The sequence below is a fragment of the Mycobacterium sp. RTGN5 genome (genome assembly GCF_033804465.1).
Classification (GTDB): Bacteria; Actinomycetota; Actinomycetes; order Mycobacteriales; family Mycobacteriaceae; genus Mycobacterium.
Map to the genome: position 1 here is coordinate 269977 of NZ_JAPZLA010000005.1, position 17544 is coordinate 287520.

The following is a 17544-nucleotide window of genomic DNA, read 5'->3' on the forward strand; positions in this document are numbered from 1 at the left end:
CAAAGCAGGCCAGCCGGTCTGGGAGGATGTATCCGTGCAATCCAACCTCGCCGCCACCACCACACGCGAGGAGTTCCGTGCGCTCGCCGCCGAACATCGCGTGGTGCCGGTGACCCGCAAGGTGCTCGCGGACAGCGAGACCCCGTTGTCGGCGTACCGGAAATTGGCTGCCAACCGGCCAGGAACCTACCTGCTCGAATCCGCCGAGAACGGGCGGTCGTGGTCACGCTGGTCGTTCATCGGGGCGGGTGCGCCCTCGGCACTGACGGTCCGCGACGGGGAAGCGGTGTGGCTGGGCGCCACCCCGCAGGACGCCCCGACCGGCGGTGACCCGCTGGCGGCGCTGCACCAGACCATGACACTGCTGTCCACGGGTCCGCTCGCCGGAATGCCGCCGCTGTCGGGCGGCATGGTCGGGTTCTTCGCCTACGACTTCGTCCGGCGCCTCGAACGACTGCCGGAACTGGCCGTCGACGATCTCGGGTTGCCCGAGATGCTGCTGCTGCTGGCCACCGATCTGGCCGCCGTCGACCATCACGAGGGCACGATCATCCTGATCGCGAACGCGGTGAACTGGAACGGCACCGACGACCGGGTCGACTGGGCCTACGACGACGCCGTCGCCCGCCTCGATGTGATGACCGAGGCGCTGAGCCAGCCGCTGTCGTCGAGTGTGGCGACGTTCTCCCGGCCCCAGGCTCAGCACCGCTCGCAGCGCACGCCCGAGGAGTACAGCGCGATCGTCGAGCGGCTGGTCAAGGAGATCGAGGCCGGTGAGGCCTTCCAGGTGGTGCCGTCACAGCGCTTCGAAATGGACACCGCCGTCGACCCGATCGACGTGTACCGGATGTTGCGGGTCACCAACCCGAGTCCGTACATGTATCTGCTGCACATCCCGGATGAGGCTGGGGGAACGGCATTTTCGATCGTCGGCTCCAGCCCCGAGGCGCTGGTGACGGTCAAGGACGGCTGGGCCACAACGCATCCGATCGCCGGAACCCGGTGGCGCGGTCAGACCGAAGAGGAAGACCAGCTGCTGGAGAAGGAGCTGCTGGCCGACGAGAAGGAACGCGCCGAGCATCTGATGCTGGTCGATCTCGGCCGCAATGACCTGGGGCGGGTGTGCGTGCCGGGCACCGTGCGGGTCGAGGACTACAGCCACATCGAGCGCTACAGCCACGTCATGCATCTGGTGTCGACGGTCACCGGCCTGCTCGCGGACGGCCGCACGGCGCTGGACGCGGTCACGGCGTGCTTCCCGGCGGGCACTTTGACCGGAGCGCCGAAGGTGCGCGCGATGGAGCTCATCGAAGAGGTGGAGAAGACCCGCCGCGGCCTCTACGGCGGCGTCGTCGGGTATCTGGACTTCGCAGGCAACGCCGACTTCGCCATCGCCATCCGCACCGCCCTGATGAGCAAGGGCACCGCCTACGTGCAGGCGGGCGGTGGGGTGGTGGCCGACTCCAACGGTCCCTACGAGTACACCGAGGCATCCAACAAGGCCAAGGCGGTGCTCAGCGCGATCGCGGCCGCGGAAACGTTGGACGCCCCGTGATTCGGATCGGGCAGCTGCTGCTGGTCGCGTCCGCGCTGTTGCTGTGGGCGGGCTCGCGCCTGGTGTGGGTCTCGGTGACGTCGTTCGACGGCCTTGGCCAGCCCAAGACCGTCACGCTGACCGGTGCCAGCTGGTCCACCGCCCTGTTGCCGCTGGCCGTGCTGCTGCTGGCGGCGGCGGTGGCCGGGCTGGCTGTGCGGGGTTGGGGTCTGCGGGCGGTCGCGGTGCTCGTCGCCGTGGTCACCCTGCTGCTGGGGTATCTCGGTGTCAGCCTGATCGTCACGCCCGACGTCGGCCCACGCGCCGCCGACCTGGCCCAGTTTCCGGTGGCCTCGCTGGTGGCCAGCGACCGGCACTACGTCGGTGCCGGGCTGACCATCGCCGCGGCGGTGTGTGCGCTGGTCGCTGCGGTACTGCTGATGCGTTCGGCGGGCTCGGGGCGGGGGGCGACGGCCAAATACGCCGCGCCTGCGGCCCGCCGAAGCGCCGCGCGCAGCGAGGACGCCGACCCCACCATCTCGGAGCGGGGCATGTGGGACGCACTCGACGAGGGTGTCGATCCCACAGATGGTCGCCCCGACACCGAGGGTCGGTGACGAATGCGCGGTGTACTACGACTACCCTTCCAAGGACATAAGCGAGATCGTCAGGGCGCTAGAAGGGATCCGGTTCGCATGAGTTCGGCAACCGTGCTCGACTCCATCATCGAGGGAGTTCGCGAAGACGTTGCCGCCCGCGAGGCGATCGTGAGTTTGGCCGAGGTCAAGGCCGCCGCAGAGGCGGCGCCGGCTCCGCTGAACGTACTGGCCGCGCTTCGCGCGCCGGGCATCGCCGTCATCGCCGAAGTGAAGCGCGCCAGCCCATCCCGGGGCCAACTCGCCGATATCGGCGATCCCGCCGAATTGGCTCGCGCCTATGAGAGCGGCGGCGCCCGGGTGATCAGTGTGCTGACCGAGGAGCGTCGCTTCCACGGCTCACTGGCAGACCTCGACGCGGTGCGTGCCGCCGTCCGAATTCCGGTGCTGCGCAAAGACTTTATTGTTCGGCCCTACCAGATCCACGAGGCAAGGGCGCACGGCGCGGACATGCTGCTGCTGATTGTGGCGGCCCTCGAGCAACCGGCCCTGGAGTCGATGCTGGAGCGCACCGAATCGCTGGGGATGACCGCGCTGGTCGAGGTCCACACCGAGGAAGAAGCCGACCGGGCGCTGCAGGCCGGCGCCAAGGTGATCGGTGTGAATGCCCGCAACCTCAAGACGCTGGAAGTCGACCGGGATTGCTTCGCGCGGATCGCGCCGGGCCTGCCGTCGGACACGATCCGGGTCGCCGAATCGGGAGTTCGCGGCACCGGTGACCTGCTCGCCTATGCGGGCGCGGGCGCGGACGCCGTGCTCGTCGGTGAAGGTCTGGTGACCAGCGGGGACCCGCGCAGCGCCGTCGCCGACCTGGTGACCGCCGGCGCGCACCCCTCCTGCCCGAAACCCTCTCGCTGAGTCGTGGCCGATACCTCCACGCCGAACGTGCCGCGCATGAGTGCGGCTGTCGCCGAGCCGACGGCGCACGATCCCGACGCCCGTGGACACTTCGGAGTGTTCGGTGGGCGGTATGTGCCCGAGGCGCTGATGGCCGTCATCGAAGAGGTGACCGCCGCCTACGAAAAGGCGCGCACCGACCAGGAATTCCTTGACCGGCTCGACAATTTGCAGACCCACTACGCCGGGCGCCCGTCGCCGCTCTACGAGGCGGTCAGGCTGAGCGAGCACCTCGGCGGGGCGCGGGTGTTCCTCAAACGCGAAGACCTCAACCACACCGGATCGCACAAGATCAACAACGTGCTGGGTCAGGTGCTGCTGGCCAAGCAGATGGGCAAGACCCGGGTGATCGCCGAGACCGGCGCCGGCCAGCATGGTGTGGCGACCGCGACGGCCTGCGCACTGCTCGGTCTGGAATGCGTGATCTACATGGGTGCGGTGGACACCGCCCGCCAGGCACTGAACGTGGCGCGGATGCGGCTGCTGGGTGCCGAGGTGGTGTCGGTGGAGTCCGGGTCCAAGACGCTCAAGGACGCCATCAACGACGCGTTCCGTGATTGGGTCACCAACGCCGATCGCACCTACTACTGCTTCGGGACCGCGGCCGGGCCACATCCGTTCCCGACGATGGTGCGCGACTTCCAGCGCATCATCGGGCTCGAAGCCAGGGTGCAGATCCAGGCGCAAGCCGGCCGGCTGCCCGATGCCGTTGTCGCCTGCGTGGGTGGCGGTTCCAACGCGATCGGCATCTTCCACCCGTTCATCGACGACCCCGCCGTGCGCCTGGTCGGCTTCGAGGCGGCTGGCGATGGAGTCGAAACCGGCAGGCACGCAGCAACTTTCACCGGTGGAACGCCGGGGGCATTTCAGGGTTCGTACTCGTACCTGTTGCAGGACGAGGACGGTCAGACCATCGAGTCGCACTCGATCTCGGCCGGGCTGGACTATCCGGGTGTCGGCCCCGAGCACGCCTTCCTCAAGCAGCTCGGGCGCGCTGAGTACCAGCCGATCACCGACGCCGAAGCCATGGACGCGTTCGGGCTGCTGTGCCGCCTGGAGGGCATCATTCCGGCCATCGAATCGGCCCACGCGGTGGCGGGCGCGGTGAAACTGGCGCCCGAGCTCGGCCCCGGTGCCATCATCCTGGTCAACCTGTCGGGTCGCGGTGACAAGGACGTCGAGACGGCGGCCAAGTGGTTCGGGCTGTTCGACACGTCCGGCCCGGGAGTCTCATGACGGTTCAGCACAGCCAGTCGGGTCGGCTGGGTTCGATTTTTGCGGCATGTCACGACGAAGGCCGGGCTGCCCTGATCGGATATCTGCCGACCGGTTATCCCGCTGTCGACGTGTCGATCGACGCGATGGTGGCACTGGTTGAATCCGGTTGCGACATCATCGAAGTCGGTGTTCCGTATTCCGATCCCGGCATGGACGGACCGGTGATCGCGACCGCGACGGAGGCTGCCCTGCAGGGCGGCGTTCGTGTTCGCGACACGCTGCGCGCGGTGGAGGCCATCAGCGCCGCGGGTGGCAACGCGGTGGTCATGACGTACTGGAATCTTGTGCTGCACTATGGAATTGACGCCTGGTCGCGCGATCTCGCGGCGGCCGGGGGATTGGGCATGGTCACCCCGGACCTTATTCCGGATGAGGCCGACGAGTGGTTGGCGGCCTCCGAGGCCCACGATTTGGACCGGATCTTCCTGGTGGCGCCGTCGTCGACCCCGGAGCGGCTGGCCAAGACCGTGGAGGCCTCGCGTGGGTTCGTCTATGCGGCATCGACGATGGGTGTGACCGGTGCGCGTGACGTGGTGTCCAGTGCGGCGCCGGAACTGGTGGGACGGGTTAAGGAGCTCTCGGACATACCGGTGGGCGTCGGGCTCGGTGTCCGCTCGCGTGAGCAGGCCGCCGAGATCGCGGCGTTCGCGGACGGCGTGATCGTGGGTTCAGCGTTAGTGTCGGCCCTGACCGACGGGTTGGCGGCTGTGCGGACGCTGACCGAAGAGCTGGCTGTGGGTGTGCGACAGAAAGTGTCTGCCTCGTGACGACAACCGTCTTGGCTTATTTCCCGAGTCCGCCGCAAGGTGTGTGGCACTTGGGCCCGGTCCCGATTCGGGCCTACGCGCTGTGCATCATTGCGGGCATCATCGCCGCGTTGGTCATCGGTGACCGCCGGTGGGTGGCGCGTGGTGGCGAGCGGGGCGTCATCTATGACATCGCCTTGTGGGCGGTGCCGTTTGGTCTGATCGGTGGCCGGCTCTACCACCTGATGACCGACTGGAAAACGTATTTCGCCGAGGGTGGCGCGGGCATCGGCGCGGCGCTGCGCATCTGGGACGGCGGCCTCGGGATCTGGGGTGCGGTTGCCCTAGGTGGTGTCGGTGCCTGGATTGCGTGCCGGCGCAGGGGGATTCCGCTGCCGGCGTTCGGTGACGCCATTGCGCCCGGAATCATCCTGGCGCAGGCGATCGGCCGGCTCGGTAACTACTTCAACCAAGAGTTGTACGGCCGCGAGACGACGGCGCCGTGGGGGATGGAGATCTTCTACCGGCGCGACTCGTCCGGAATGGTCGACGTGCACTCCCTCGACGGGGTGTCGACGGGGCAGGTCGCCGCGGTGGTGCAGCCGACGTTCCTGTACGAGCTGTTGTGGAACCTCGCGGTGTTCTTCGTCCTGATCTACCTCGACCGGCGGTTCAAGATGGGTCACGGTCGCCTGTTCGCGACCTACGTGGCGGCGTACTGCATCGGCCGGTTCTGGGTGGAGTTGTTGCGCGACGACACCGCCACGCACATCGCGGGCATTCGGGTGAACTCGTTCACGTCGGTGTTCGTGTTCATCGGCGCGATCGTGTACATCCTCCTTGCGCCCAAGGGGCGCGAGGATCCGGCCACGTTGGGTGGTAGGCAGGCCAGCGATGGGCCCGATGAGGAATCGCCCGCCGAGAAGATGGCCGAGGATCTGGTGGCGGTCGCCACCGGCGGTGGTATCGCCGCCGCCGTGAGCGTGGCCGCCGAACATGACCCCGAAGATGCCGCGGCCGCCGGTGATGTCGAGGAGCCCGAGGCTGAGCCGGAAGCCGAAGCTGAGCCGGAACCGGAGGCTGAAGCTGAGCCGGAACCGGAGGCTGAAGCAGAGGCAGAAGCAGAAGCAGAGCCCGAGGCAGAAGCCGAAGCCGAGCCCGAGCCGGAACCAGAGGCCGAAGCAGAGGCTGAAGCCGAAGCCGAGCCCGAGCCGGAACCAGAGGCCGAAGCAGAGGCTGAAGCCGAAGCCGAGCCCGAGCCTGAGCCCGAGCCGGAACCCGAGGCTGAAGCCGAAGCCGAGCCCGAGCCTGAGCCCGAGCCGGAACCCGAGGCTGAAGCCGAAGCCGAGCCCGAGCCTGAGCCCGAGCCGGAACCCGAGGCTGAAGCCAAAGCGGAGCCCGAACCGGAAACGGAACCGGAACCGGAGCCGGAACCCGAGCCCGTCGCTGCAGCAGTACCGCCGGCCCAGCGCCGCGAATTCCGCGCCGTCGTCCGTCGTGTGCTGTGGGGCGTAGACGTCCACCGCGACTAGGTGTTCCGCTTCTGACCGGTTTGCTATCACTTTGACCCGTAAACCGACGGCAGCGTCAATCAGGTAGTCAACTACCCGCGACATTCTCGGTCGCGCGGCACAACCCGTCACCCTGCCACGGCAGACTGTACGATTTGCCGAGCAAGCCCATGAGCGGAAACGGTCAGAGACATGTTGCTGCGACTGTCAGCGCGGTGCGCGGCGCCCTCGGAGATGGTTCTACCGTGTCCACCGATGACGTGAGCCGTCCCGCCGAGGCTCGGTCGGTTGCCGAGTTCCTCGCCTCTGCGGGTAAGCAGCCGTCAGCACTATTGGTAAAGGGCGAGGCGGGCATCGGCAAGACCACGCTGTGGTCTGCCGCGGTGAAGCAGGCGCATGACCGCGGGTTCCGGGTGTTGTCGGCCCGGCCCGCGGTGGCGGAGTCGGTACTGGCCTACGCCGCGTTGGCCGACCTTTTAGGCGGCGTCGACGAGGCCATCTTGGCCGCCCTGCCGTACCCGCAGCGGCACGCGATCGACCGGGTCCTGCTCCGGGCCGGCGGTGACGAGCCGACGGATCAGCGCGCGGTGGCGGCGGGCTTCCTCTCGATCGTCGAACGCCTGGCGGACGTGAAGCCCGTGCTGGTGGCAATCGACGACGTGCAGTGGCTGGACCCCTCCAGTGAGCGTGTGCTGGCGTTCGCGGTGCGGCGACTCGCGGCGCCGGTCGGGGTACTCTGTGCTGCGCGCATCGATCCGGACGGCGGCGGTGCCGCATCCTGGTTGCGGTCCTCTGGTGCTCCTTTCGTTGAGTGTATTCAGCTGGCCCCGTTGACCATTGGCAGTCTGCACGCCGTGGTATCCGAGCGACTCGGACGGTCCTTCCCGCGCCCGGCCATGGTGCACATCCAGCAGGTCTCGGGGGGCAATCCGTTCTACGCACTCGAGCTTGCACGGGCCATGGCGGACGGCACCACCGACGCGGAGGGGTCATTGCCGAGCACGCTCGCCGAGTTGGTTCGCGCGAGGATCGACAGCCTGGACGGCGAGGTTCACGATGTGTTGCTGGCGGCCGCCTGTGCCGCCGCGCCGACGGTGGAACTGTTGGCCCGCGCAACGGATACCGATGCCCGAGAGGCCTTGCGGCTGCTCGAGAACGTCGAGAGCGAGGGTATCGTCACCATCGACGGCACCACGGTGAGCTTCGCTCATCCGTTGTTGGCCAGGGGCGTCTATGCGGATGCGTCCCCGGCACGGCGACGGGCGATGCATCGCCGCTTGGCCGAGGTCGTCACCGAATCCGAGCCTGCGGCAAGGCATCTGGCTCTAGCCGCCACCACGGGTGACTCGGCCACCTGGGCATCTCTGGACGAGGCGGCCGAGATGGCGCGCATGCGAGGTGCGCCCGCGGCCGCGGCCGAGCTGGTCGACCTTGCCGTGAAGCTCGGCGGCGACACCGCAGAGCGCCGGATCCGTTCGGCGAGCCACCATTTCGAGGCCGGGGACCCTATGCGCGCCCGCGCCCTGCTCGAGAAGACCGTCGGGGTGTTGAAGGCGGGTCCACTACTGGCCGCGGCGCTGTGCCTGCTGGCCATGGTGCGGCTGACCGACGACAGCTTCCTCGACGCCATCGGCCTGCTGGAGCGCGGGCTCAACGATGTCGGCGACGACCTGGCGATGCGGGTGCAGATGCTGGTCACGTTGTGCTTCGCGCAGGGCAACGTCGGCAGGTACGACGCCGCCGCCGAGAGCGCCGACGACGCGGTGGCCGACGCTGAGCGGCTTGGCCACCCAGGTCTGCTGAGCCAGGCGCTCGGTATGCAGGTCATTGCCCACGTGGTGCGCGGCGACGGCCTCGACGAGCAGGCATTGCAGCGGGCACTCGAGCTCGAGGACCCGAAAGCGCCCGTCCCCCTGCCCTTTCGCCCGAGTCTCCAAAACGCGGCCATACTCGCGTGGACCGGACGGCTCGACCGGGCACATCACGAGATGCTCGCCATCCGTCACCGCTGCATCGAGTACGGCGAGGAGAACGAGCTGATGTTCCTCGCCTTCCACGGCGCATTGATCGAAATCTGGCGAGGCGATTTCGCCGAAGCCACCCAGATCGCCCGGGACGCCATGGAGCGCGCGCGGCTGCTCGGCGGCGACTTGCCACTGTTCATTGCGTTGACCGTCAAGGCTGCGGTCGCCGCCTACGCCGGTCGGGTCGATGATGCTCGCTCCGATGCGACCGCGGCGCTCGAGGCAGGCCAGCGCAGCCACTCGACCACGATGTCGGTGTGGCCGGACACCATCCTCGGCTTTCTCGAGGTGTCCCACGGCAACTACGCCGCAGCGGTGACCGCGCTCGGGGACCAGATGGCCAGGCTGGCCGCCGCACCAGACGGAACCGAGGTCATCGCCGCGTCATTCGTGCCCGACGCCGTCGAGGCCCTGATTCAGCTGGATCGGCTCACCGAGGCCGAGCCCATGATCGAGCGGCTCGAACGCAACGGAGCCCGGCTCGACCGCGCGTGGATGCTGGCTGTCGGTGGGCGCTGCCGCGCAATGCTGTTGGCCGCCCGCGGCGACCTCGAGGGAGCCAATGCGTCAGTGTTACAGGCATTGGTGGAACACGCGCGCTTGCCGATGCCGTTCGAACGCGCACGCACCCAACTGCTGCTAGGCCAGATCCACCGTCGCCAGCGCCGCAAGGACGCCGCCACCGAGACGCTGGGTGAAGCGCTGGCCAGCTTCGAAGCGATGGGAGCCCCGCTGTGGGCCGAGCGGGTCCGCGCCGAGCTGGCCCGTTGCGTCGTCGTGCCGCGCCGGGCCGGCGGACTCACTCCGGCCGAACGGCGGGTCGCCGAACTGGCAGCCTCGGGCATGACCAACCGTGACGTCGCCGCCGCGCTGTTCATCAGCCCAAAGACGGTGGAGGTCAACCTATCCCGCGTCTACCGCAAGCTCGGTATCCGCTCGCGGGCCGAACTCGGCCGCTATATGAGCCAAGCCGATCTTTAAGCGAAACGCCTAATTCTGCACATGCCAGAAGCCCGATAGTGCCGAGACCCGACAGGCTGACCGCTCGATTCCCATTCGGCAACAACACTTTCCGTTAGGTTAGGGCGTGCCGCCGCTTCCACCGGCACCCCCGGCGCCCCCTGCGCCGCCACTGCTTCCGGCGGTGCCGGTGCCGGCGTGGCCGGGCTGTCCGGTCTGCCCCGGGGTGCCGTCGCCGCTGGCACCGCCAGCTCCACCCTTGCCGCCCCGGCCGCCGTCGCCCCCGTCCCCGTCGCTGCCGTCGGTGCCCGCCCGGCTGGTGCCACCGCCACCGCCGCCGCCACCGTTGCCGCCGCGGCCGCCGTCGCCGCCCGCTCCGCCGGAACCAGGACTGCCGTTGCCGGACGCACCGATCCCGGCTGCACCGCCGTTGCCGCCGCCGGCTCCAGCCTGGCCGTTGCCACCCTCGCCGCCGTCGCCACCGGAGCCCGCGGCACCGTCGCCGCGGGGGGTACTGCCCTGGCCACCGTCGCCGCCTCGACCACCCCCGCCGCCGGAGAACGAGCCGATGCCCGACCCGCCGACGCCGCCGACGCCGCCGCTGCCGCCGAACCCGGCGACCGCACCGCCGCTGCCACCCGCGCCGCCAGTGCCTCCCGCGGTCGGGGTGTAGCCGAACGCCCGGCCGTCGTTGCCGTTTCCGCCGTTTCCGCCGTCGCCACCGCCGGCCGGGCCGTTGCCGCCGTTGCCACCGTCGCCACCGGGGTCGGTGACGTGCCCCGAGGCGTTGCCACCATTGCCGCCGTCACCGCTGGGGGCGTTGGCATTGCCGGGGCTGCCGTTGGCGCCGTCACCGCCAGCACCGTAGGGCGTTCCGCCATTGGCGCCGTCGCCGCCGGGGAACTGGCCGTCGGCGCCGTCCTGGGGTTGGCCGGGGTTCCTGGCGGCTTGGGCGCCGCTGCCGCCGGTGCCGCCAGAGCCGCCGTTGCCGACGAGCAGGCCCGCTCGGCCGCCGTTGCCGCCGTTGCCGCCAGGCAGGCCGAGCACGGCGTTGCCGTAGTCGCCGTTTCCACCGTTGCCGCCGTTTCCGAACAACATGCCGGCTGCCCCGCCGTTACCTCCGCGGGCCCCGCTCTCGGCCGGGCCAGGGCTGTACCCGTTGCCGCCGTTGCCCAACAACAGCCCGCCGTCGAATCCGTTCGGGTGCGCTGCGGTGCCGTTCGCACCGTTGCCGATCAATACGTTCAGGACCGGGACGGCACCGACCAGGTTGAGCAGGGGACTGTTCAGCGCGGTCCCGATGAGGAGCCCGAGCGGGTTGCCGACGCCAACGGTGTCGGTCGGCCCGCTCTGGACAACCGGGGTGACGGCCCCGGTCGTGGACGCGCCGCACGACGACGCCAGCGGGCGCACGGAGCACAGCGCGGTCGGCTCGGCATTCGCTACCGGCGCGGCAGCCCAGAACGCCGCGCCCGAGGCGGCCAAGGCGACACCGATCACCGCCGCCGTGGCCAGCACCGGGCGCGCGGGCGGGCGGGCGCTCCGGTGCCGTCCGCCGGTCGGGGAGAGTTGCCGATGATGGTGTTCGGGCATGGGTTTGAGTCCGTTCTCGAGGATGATCCGCGTTGCGGCCCTGTGGTTTTCGCTTTCACCATGGTTCGCCGTCACGGGGTGCCATCTGTGCCGTGGCTGCCGGGGGAGGCAGTGGATCCTCCAGACGCGCTCCCGCCGGTGCCTCCGGCGCCGCCCGCGTTGGGCGGCTTCCCGCCGTCGCCGCCGTTGCCACCGTCGCCGCCCTTGGCAGGTCCGGTCGGGTGGGAGGAGCCGCCGGCGACGACGGCCGCTCCGCCCTTGCCGCCGTTGCCGCCGTCCTGTAAGCCGATGTCGTTGACGACGGTCTGAGTGGCGCCGCCGCCGTCACCGCCCTTACCGCCGGTCGCCGAGACCCCGGACGTGCACGGCGAACCGAGGCAGGGCTTCGGGCTCAGCACGCCAGGGCGCACCGTGACGTTGCCCTTGCCGTCGGTGGTCACCGGTACCGTGCTCTGTAGGCCCAATACTGTCTCCGAGCTGTAGCCATGCGCGTAGCCGCCGTTGCCGCCGTCTCCGCCTGCGAAGGCGTTGTCGTTGCCCACGCCGCCGGTGCCGCCGTTTCCGCCGGTCGCGTTCCCGCCGACGAGGGGTCCGATGGTGGCTTCGGCGGCGGTGACGCTGACGGTGCTTGGCTCCGGGAGCGCGACCGCGTTGCCCCCGTTGCCGCCCTTCCCGAGGTGGCCGGTGGTGTTCGCCGGGACGTAGCCAGTGCCCCCTGCGCCGCCGACTCCCCCGTCGCCGGCGGTCGCGTCGCCGCCGTAGTCGATGGCCGCGCCGCCCCTCCCACCGTTGCCGCCGACACCCGAGACGCCGCTACCGCCAGTGCCACCACTACCGCCGGTCGCGTTGCCGCCGACCAACGATCCCGAAACGCTCTCGGTGCCGTTCACCGTGCTGTCGGTTTCGTTGAGCACACTTGCCTCGAACGCCCCACCCCCGGTGCCGCCGTTGCCGCCCACGCCGATGGTGCCGCCGCTGCCCCCGTTGCCGCCTGCCCCGCCAATACTGGTGCCGCCGGTGGCGTTGGTACTGCCGCCGCTGCCGCCATTGCCACCGAACTTGGGGATGTCGGGCCCCAACTCGCTCAACCCTTGGGCGGCGCCGCCGTCGCCGCCCTTGCCGCCGGTCACCGTGACCGAGGTGTAAGTGGTGGTGGTGTAGGTGGAGCCGTCACCGATGAGGCTGACGACGTGCCTGGGGGCGGAACCGGTGGCGTCGCCGCCGCTGCCGCCGTTGCCGGGGGCGCCGTTGCCGGGGACCGACCCGCCGGTGCCGCCGGCGCCGCCGGCGGCGTTGCCGCTGCCGGTCACCGCGTTGCCACCGCTGCCGCCCCTGCCGCCGTTGCCGCTGCCGGCCCCCTGGCCGCCGGCCCCGCCGTTGCCGCCGACCGCATCGCCGGAGTTCACGATCATGGCCGCGCCGCTGCCGCCGGCCCCGCCGTTGCCGAACAGGCCGCCGCCGTTGCCACCCTTGCCTCCGCTGGCGCCTGCGGTGGTGGGGCTGTACCCGGCGCCGCCGTTGCCGAACAAGAACCCGCCGTTGCCGCCGTCGGGGTGCGCGGCAGTCCCGTCGCCGCCGTTGCCGACGAGGATGTTGAGCAACGGGATCGCGCTGACGATGGTGAACGCCGGGCTCTCGACGACGGGTCGTAGCAGCGCCGCCAGCAGGTCGTCCGGCGAGCCGATGGCGTTCGTGGCCGATCGGGTGTCGACGTTGGCCGCGGGCCCGAACAGCGTCGCCATCGTCGTCGACGAGGGGGCCGGTCCGGCCGCGGCGGTGGCGCACAACGCGAGGGAAGTGAAGGTGCAGGTCGCATCCGTCTGCGCCTGGGCCGCCGGGGCGGCGAACAATGCCATGGCCGGGACGACCGCTACCACCGCAGCCCCGCCCACCGCCGCGGTGGTCGCCAGCAGCAACCGATTCGGCGTGGGCGTCGCGCGGTGTCGACCGCCAGCGCCGCGGTTGCCCCCGATGTGGTGACCCGTGCCGGCTGCCGTCGCGCCGTGTGACCGTGTCATGACCGAACCTCCCTGACCCTCATGCGGCTCGACGCTAGGCAGCGGCGCGGCGCGCAGAATCAGGTGTTTCCCTAAGGTTCAGCGCGGTCGTGCTCGTCGCCACCACCCGTGGCGGCGTCGATCAAGCTCGGGTCTGTTTCAACCGCACCGCGCGTCAGTCATAGGGAAACACCTGATTCTGCGGATGCCAGGAGCCAATAGTGTCGGCGCGCGGGAGTCGGTACACCGCTCCAGTACTGAGACGTCCAAGGGGGATTCGAGATGGCCAATCATCGCCAGCGGAGTAGCGGTTCTGGGGGTTCGGGTTCATCGGGTCGTCGGTGGCTGGCTACGGCAGCGGCGATCGGCGGGGCCGGGATCGTGCTGGCCGCGCCAGGCGCAGCGCTGTTGGCCGCTCCTGCGGTGGCCCAGGCCGCCCCGGCCGCGGCGAACCCCGTGTGTCCGCCGTTCGGTGGCTGCGCGCTCGTGGGCCCGGGTTCGGGAATCGGTGCCCTTGCGGGCCTGGCGGCACCGACGCCGAATGCGCTGGCCGCCGGGGTAATTGGAGCCGGCGTGAACGGGCCGTTGTCTGCCCTCATCGGTATCGCCGGTGAGATCCCGTTCGTCAACATCTTCATCGGTAACGGGGCTGACGGCACCGCGGCACATCCCGACGGCGGCAACGCCGGGCTGTTCATCGGCAGCGGCGGCAACGGTTACAGCTACACCACAGTTGGTCCCGGCAACGGCCCTACCCCTCGTGACGGCGGCAATGGCGGAACAGCGGGGTTGTTCGGCGGCAACGGCGGCAACGGCGGCAACGGAGCCCCCGGCCGCGCCAGCCCCAACATCATCGGCCAGAACGACCCTCAACCGCGCCCCGGCGGCAACGGCGGCAACGGTGGCAGCGCCGGGTTGTTCGGTAACGGCGGCAACGGCGGCAGGGGCGGCAACGGCGGCGATGACATCTTCCAGGCGAACATGGCGACCAACACCCCCAACCCCGTGCCAGGGGGAACGGGTGTCGGCGTGCAGAACGGCGGCGACGGCCAGTCTCCGGGCGGCAACGGCGGCGCCGGTGGATTCCTCGGCGGCAATGGCGGCGACGGCGCCAACGGCGCGCTGGGAACTGGCAACGTCGCGGCCGGAGACGGCGGGAGGGGCGGCAACGGCGGCGGGGGCGGCAACGGCGGCGACGGCGGCAACGGCGGCAACAACGAGATCGGCGGCAACGGCGGCGACGGCGGCAAAGGCGGCAACGGCGGCAACGGCGCCGAACCTGGCCATGGCACCGCTGGCGGCAACGGCGGTGCCGGAGGCCACGGCGGCTCTGTCTCCGGCTTCGGCGGCAACGGCGGCGCCGGCGGAACCGGCGGCGGCGGTTCCGGCAACAACCTGGGCACCTCCAACGACGGTGGCGACGGCGGCAAGGGCGGCAAGGGCGGAACCGGCGGAACCGGCGACGTGAGCGTTGACGGCAACGGCGGCAACGGCGGTAAAGGCGGCAACGGCGGCGACGGCGCCACCGGCGGTAACGGCGGCGCACCCGGGTCCGGTGCGTCAGGTCCCGGGACGGCTGGCCCCGGGGGCGACGGTGGCCTCGGCGGCGACGCCGGCGACGGCGGCAAAGGCGGTAAGGGCGGCAAGGGCGACACCGCCGGCACCGCGGGCACCAACGGCGTCGGCGGCACGGGTGGCAACGGCGGTACCGGCGGCGCGAGTGGCAACGGCACGACCGGCCAACAGGGCGGCAACGGCACCGCGGGGACCGGCCGCACCGGCGGTACCGGCGGCGCGGGCGGCACCGGCGGCAGCGCGTAACCGCGCTTAGAACGCGCTCGCACCAAGCTGCTGCTTGGCGACATTCAGTGTCGTCAACGGCCCAAGGACGCCGCCGAAGCGCTGCTCATCAGCCTAAAGACGTTGGAGGTCAACCTCTCCCGTGTCTACCGCAAGTTCGGCATCCGCTCGCGCGCCGAGCCCGGCCGTCACGTGGGCCGAACAGATCTGTAGGGGAAAACGTGATCTCGTCGATATCGAGCGGTGTCGGCCCGAGCTGACCGAGGCACGCCGTCGGGAGATCGAGCGTGCCTGACCTTGGTGATCGGCTCGGCCTGGTCTCTTCCTGCCGAACCGCGCGTCAGCCATAGGGAAACACCTGATTCTGCGGATGCGAGGAGCCAATAGCGTCGGCGCCTGGAGTTGGTACACCGCTCCAGTACTGAGACGTCCAAGGGGGATTCGAGATGGCCAATCATCGTCAGCGGGGTAAGGGTTTTGAGCCGTCGCACCGGCCGGGCCGTGCCTGGGCGGCTACGGCAGCGGCGATCGGCGGGGCCGGGATCGTGCTGGCCGCGCCGGGCGCAGCGCTGTTGGCCGCTCCTGCGGTGGCCCAGGCTGCCCCGGCCGCGGCGAACCCCGTGTGTCCGCCGTTCGGCGGCTGCGCGCTCGTGGGCCCGGGTTCGGGAATCGGTGCCCTTGCGGGCCTGGCGGCGCCGACGCCGAACGCGCTGGCCGCCGGCGCGAATGCGCCGTTGTCCGCCTTCATGAGCCTGGCCGGTCAGATCCCGATCTTCAATATCTTCGTTCACAACGGGACTGATGGCACCGCAGCACACCCCGACGGCGGCAACGCCGGGCTGCTCTTCGGCAACGGTGGTAGCGGCTACAGCCCCACCACCACAGTTCCTGGATTCACCAACGGCGGCAACGGCGGCAGTGCCGGGCTCTTCGGAGGCAACGGCGGCAGCGGCGGCAACGGTGCCCCCGGCGGCGCTTACAACACCCCCTTCGGCGTGGTTCTGCAATCGCCCGGCGGCAATGGCGGCAACGGCGGCAGCGCCGGTTTGTTCGGCAACGGCGGCAACGGCGGCGACGGCGGCAACGGTGGTCCAGGCGCCAACGGCGTCAACCCGACGGGGGCCCCCAACCCGGTGCGCGGGGCCAACGGTGTCGGCCTGCAAAACGGCGGCAGAGGTACGTTCCCAGGCGGCGATGGCGGCGACGCCGGCAACCTCGGTGGCAACGGCGGTGATGGCGCTAACGGCAGCCCAGGCACTGAACGTGTTCGTGCCGGCAACGGCGGCGCGGGCGGCAACGCGATATCCGGTGGCGGCAACGGCGGCGACGGCGGCAAGGGCGGCGCGGGCCCCGCCGGCGACGGCGACGGCGGTAACGGCGGCGCCGGTGCCGACGGTGTCAACGGTAAGACCGGCACCGCAGGCGGCCAGGGCGGTACCGGGGGCCGTGGCGGCTCGGTCTCCGGCGTTGGCGGCAACGGCGGTGTCGGCGGCGTTGGCGGGACCGGCGGGACCGGCAGTACCGGCGGCAGCGGCGGCAACGGTGGCAACGCCGTTCCCGATGGCTCCGGTGGCTCCGGTGGCTCCGGTGGCCCAGGCGGCCCAGGCGGCTACGGCGGCTCCGGTGGCTCCGGTGGCTCCGGCGGTGCACCTGGGTCCGGCGCATCCGGTACTGGAACCGCAGGCAACGGCGGCTCCGGCGGATCGGGCGGCACCGCGGGCACCGGCGGCACCGGCGGCACGACGGGCACCGCCGGGTTGTTCGGACACCTCGGCCACAGCGGCTACGGCGGCAGCAGCGGCAACAGTGGGCCTGGCGGCACCGGCGGCGCCAGCGGCAACGGCAACCCTGGCCAAACGGGCACCAATGGCACCCAGGGCAGCCCCGGTTCACCCGACGGCTCACCGGGCGCAGGCGCCGCCGGCGGCACGGGCGGCGCCGGCGGCGGGCGGTTGTCCAAGGTACCCGCGGCGGGGGCGGCCTCGTAGACCCCGCTCACCCAGCGGACAACACCATTTCCTCGACGATAGATCCGCTGCCCGAACTACCGCCTACCCATCAACGACCCAAAGGAGTAGAGCATGGCAAATCGGCTGCGGAATGTGGTGGTAGGTGCGGCGGTGTTGATCGCCGGTGCAATCGGACTCTTTTTGCCGGTGTCGGTATTCGACGGCAACAGTTCGACCATCGGATGCGGCAACGCGGTGGTCGCCGACCAAACCGTGCCGCGGGCGGCGAACGACGCGACGGCGGCAGGTGTTCCGGTCGCCAATCAGGTCGTCCTCCATCTTGACTACGTCGCCGAATGCGAATCCGCGATATCCGGGCGGCGTCACTGGGCCGTCCCGTTGGTGATCGTCGGGGCGGCAGGCATTTTGGTCGGACTCGTGGCTCGCGGTCGCCGTAGTGCTGGACGGCCTGGTGGTCCCTGACGCCGAGCGGTTCAGCGCTGGACGGCAGTGTCGCGCGTCAGCCGTAGGGAAACACCTGATTCTGCGGGGTCTCTTACCGCATAGCGTCGACGCGCGATGACCAGACCGAGCGCTGG

General features: G+C 70.5%; 12 protein-coding genes. 10 read left to right on the forward strand and 2 right to left on the reverse strand.

Annotated features, from left to right (window positions below; translation table 11 throughout):
* Window positions 1-34 precede the first annotated feature (34 nt).
* From SLQ31_RS23435 to SLQ31_RS23465, 7 genes are all read left to right on the forward strand, one after another.
* The gene (locus SLQ31_RS23435; protein ID WP_319436507.1) at window positions 35-1555 is read left to right on the forward strand and encodes an anthranilate synthase component I; all 1521 of its coding nucleotides are present in this window, start codon (window positions 35-37) and stop codon (window positions 1553-1555) included.
* A complete protein-coding gene (locus SLQ31_RS23440; protein ID WP_319436508.1) occupies window positions 1552-2151 on the forward strand; it encodes a TIGR02234 family membrane protein in 600 nt (199 codons plus the stop codon). Before SLQ31_RS23435 ends, SLQ31_RS23440 begins: the two co-directional genes overlap by 4 nt.
* Before the next feature lie 78 nt (window positions 2152-2229).
* Window positions 2230-3048, forward strand: a complete 819-nt coding sequence (gene trpC, locus SLQ31_RS23445; RefSeq protein WP_319436509.1) for an indole-3-glycerol phosphate synthase TrpC — start codon at window positions 2230-2232, stop codon at window positions 3046-3048.
* A gap of 36 nt (window positions 3049-3084) precedes the next feature.
* The gene (gene trpB, locus SLQ31_RS23450) at window positions 3085-4323 is read left to right on the forward strand and encodes a tryptophan synthase subunit beta (protein WP_413642836.1); all 1239 of its coding nucleotides are present in this window, start codon (window positions 3085-3087) and stop codon (window positions 4321-4323) included.
* A complete protein-coding gene (trpA, locus tag SLQ31_RS23455) occupies window positions 4320-5132 on the forward strand; it encodes a tryptophan synthase subunit alpha (protein ID WP_319436511.1) in 813 nt (270 codons plus the stop codon). Before trpB ends, trpA begins: the two co-directional genes overlap by 4 nt.
* The gene (gene lgt, locus SLQ31_RS23460; protein ID WP_319436512.1) at window positions 5129-6643 is read left to right on the forward strand and encodes a prolipoprotein diacylglyceryl transferase; all 1515 of its coding nucleotides are present in this window, start codon (window positions 5129-5131) and stop codon (window positions 6641-6643) included. Before trpA ends, lgt begins: the two co-directional genes overlap by 4 nt.
* Before the next feature lie 224 nt (window positions 6644-6867).
* Window positions 6868-9627 carry an AAA family ATPase gene (locus SLQ31_RS23465; RefSeq protein WP_319436513.1) on the forward strand — a complete coding sequence of 920 codons (2760 nt, stop codon included), beginning with the start codon at window positions 6868-6870 and terminating at the stop codon, window positions 9625-9627.
* Window positions 9628-9726: 99 nt separating this feature from the next.
* Here SLQ31_RS23465 and SLQ31_RS23470 read toward each other — a convergent pair whose 3' ends face one another.
* Together SLQ31_RS23470 and SLQ31_RS23475 are read right to left on the reverse strand one after the other, a co-directional pair.
* Window positions 9727-11199, reverse strand: coding sequence for a PGRS repeat-containing protein (locus SLQ31_RS23470; RefSeq protein ID WP_319436514.1), 1473 nt, complete (start codon window positions 11197-11199; stop codon window positions 9727-9729).
* Between the two features lie 71 nt (window positions 11200-11270).
* On the reverse strand, window positions 11271-13217 hold the full coding sequence (locus tag SLQ31_RS23475) for a PGRS repeat-containing protein (RefSeq protein ID WP_319436515.1): 1947 nt from the start codon (window positions 13215-13217) through the stop codon (window positions 11271-11273).
* 261 nt (window positions 13218-13478) lie between these two features.
* Here SLQ31_RS23475 and SLQ31_RS23480 point away from each other — a divergent pair, with 261 nt between their 5' ends.
* From SLQ31_RS23480 to SLQ31_RS23490, 3 genes are all read left to right on the forward strand, one after another.
* The gene (locus SLQ31_RS23480; protein ID WP_319436516.1) at window positions 13479-15017 is read left to right on the forward strand and encodes a PGRS repeat-containing protein; all 1539 of its coding nucleotides are present in this window, start codon (window positions 13479-13481) and stop codon (window positions 15015-15017) included.
* A gap of 425 nt (window positions 15018-15442) precedes the next feature.
* Window positions 15443-16984 (forward strand): PGRS repeat-containing protein, encoded by a 1542-nt coding sequence (locus SLQ31_RS23485; protein WP_319436517.1) that lies wholly within the window; start codon window positions 15443-15445, stop codon window positions 16982-16984.
* Window positions 16985-17077: 93 nt separating this feature from the next.
* Window positions 17078-17428, forward strand: a complete 351-nt coding sequence (locus SLQ31_RS23490; protein ID WP_319436518.1) for an aminopeptidase — start codon at window positions 17078-17080, stop codon at window positions 17426-17428.
* Window positions 17429-17544 lie beyond the last annotated feature (116 nt).

Coding starts and splice junctions, on each gene's coding strand:
- trpB (WP_413642836.1), top strand. CDS start 3,085: ATGAGTGCGGCTGTCGCCGAGCCGACGGCGCACGATCCCGACGCCCGT.
- SLQ31_RS23490 (WP_319436518.1), top strand. CDS start 17,078: ATGGCAAATCGGCTGCGGAATGTGGTGGTAGGTGCGGCGGTGTTGATC.
- SLQ31_RS23485 (WP_319436517.1), top strand. CDS start 15,443: ATGGCCAATCATCGTCAGCGGGGTAAGGGTTTTGAGCCGTCGCACCGG.
- SLQ31_RS23480 (WP_319436516.1), top strand. CDS start 13,479: ATGGCCAATCATCGCCAGCGGAGTAGCGGTTCTGGGGGTTCGGGTTCA.
- SLQ31_RS23475 (WP_319436515.1), bottom strand. CDS start 13,217: ATGACACGGTCACACGGCGCGACGGCAGCCGGCACGGGTCACCACATC.
- trpC (WP_319436509.1), top strand. CDS start 2,230: ATGAGTTCGGCAACCGTGCTCGACTCCATCATCGAGGGAGTTCGCGAA.
- trpA (WP_319436511.1), top strand. CDS start 4,320: ATGACGGTTCAGCACAGCCAGTCGGGTCGGCTGGGTTCGATTTTTGCG.
- SLQ31_RS23470 (WP_319436514.1), bottom strand. CDS start 11,199: ATGCCCGAACACCATCATCGGCAACTCTCCCCGACCGGCGGACGGCAC.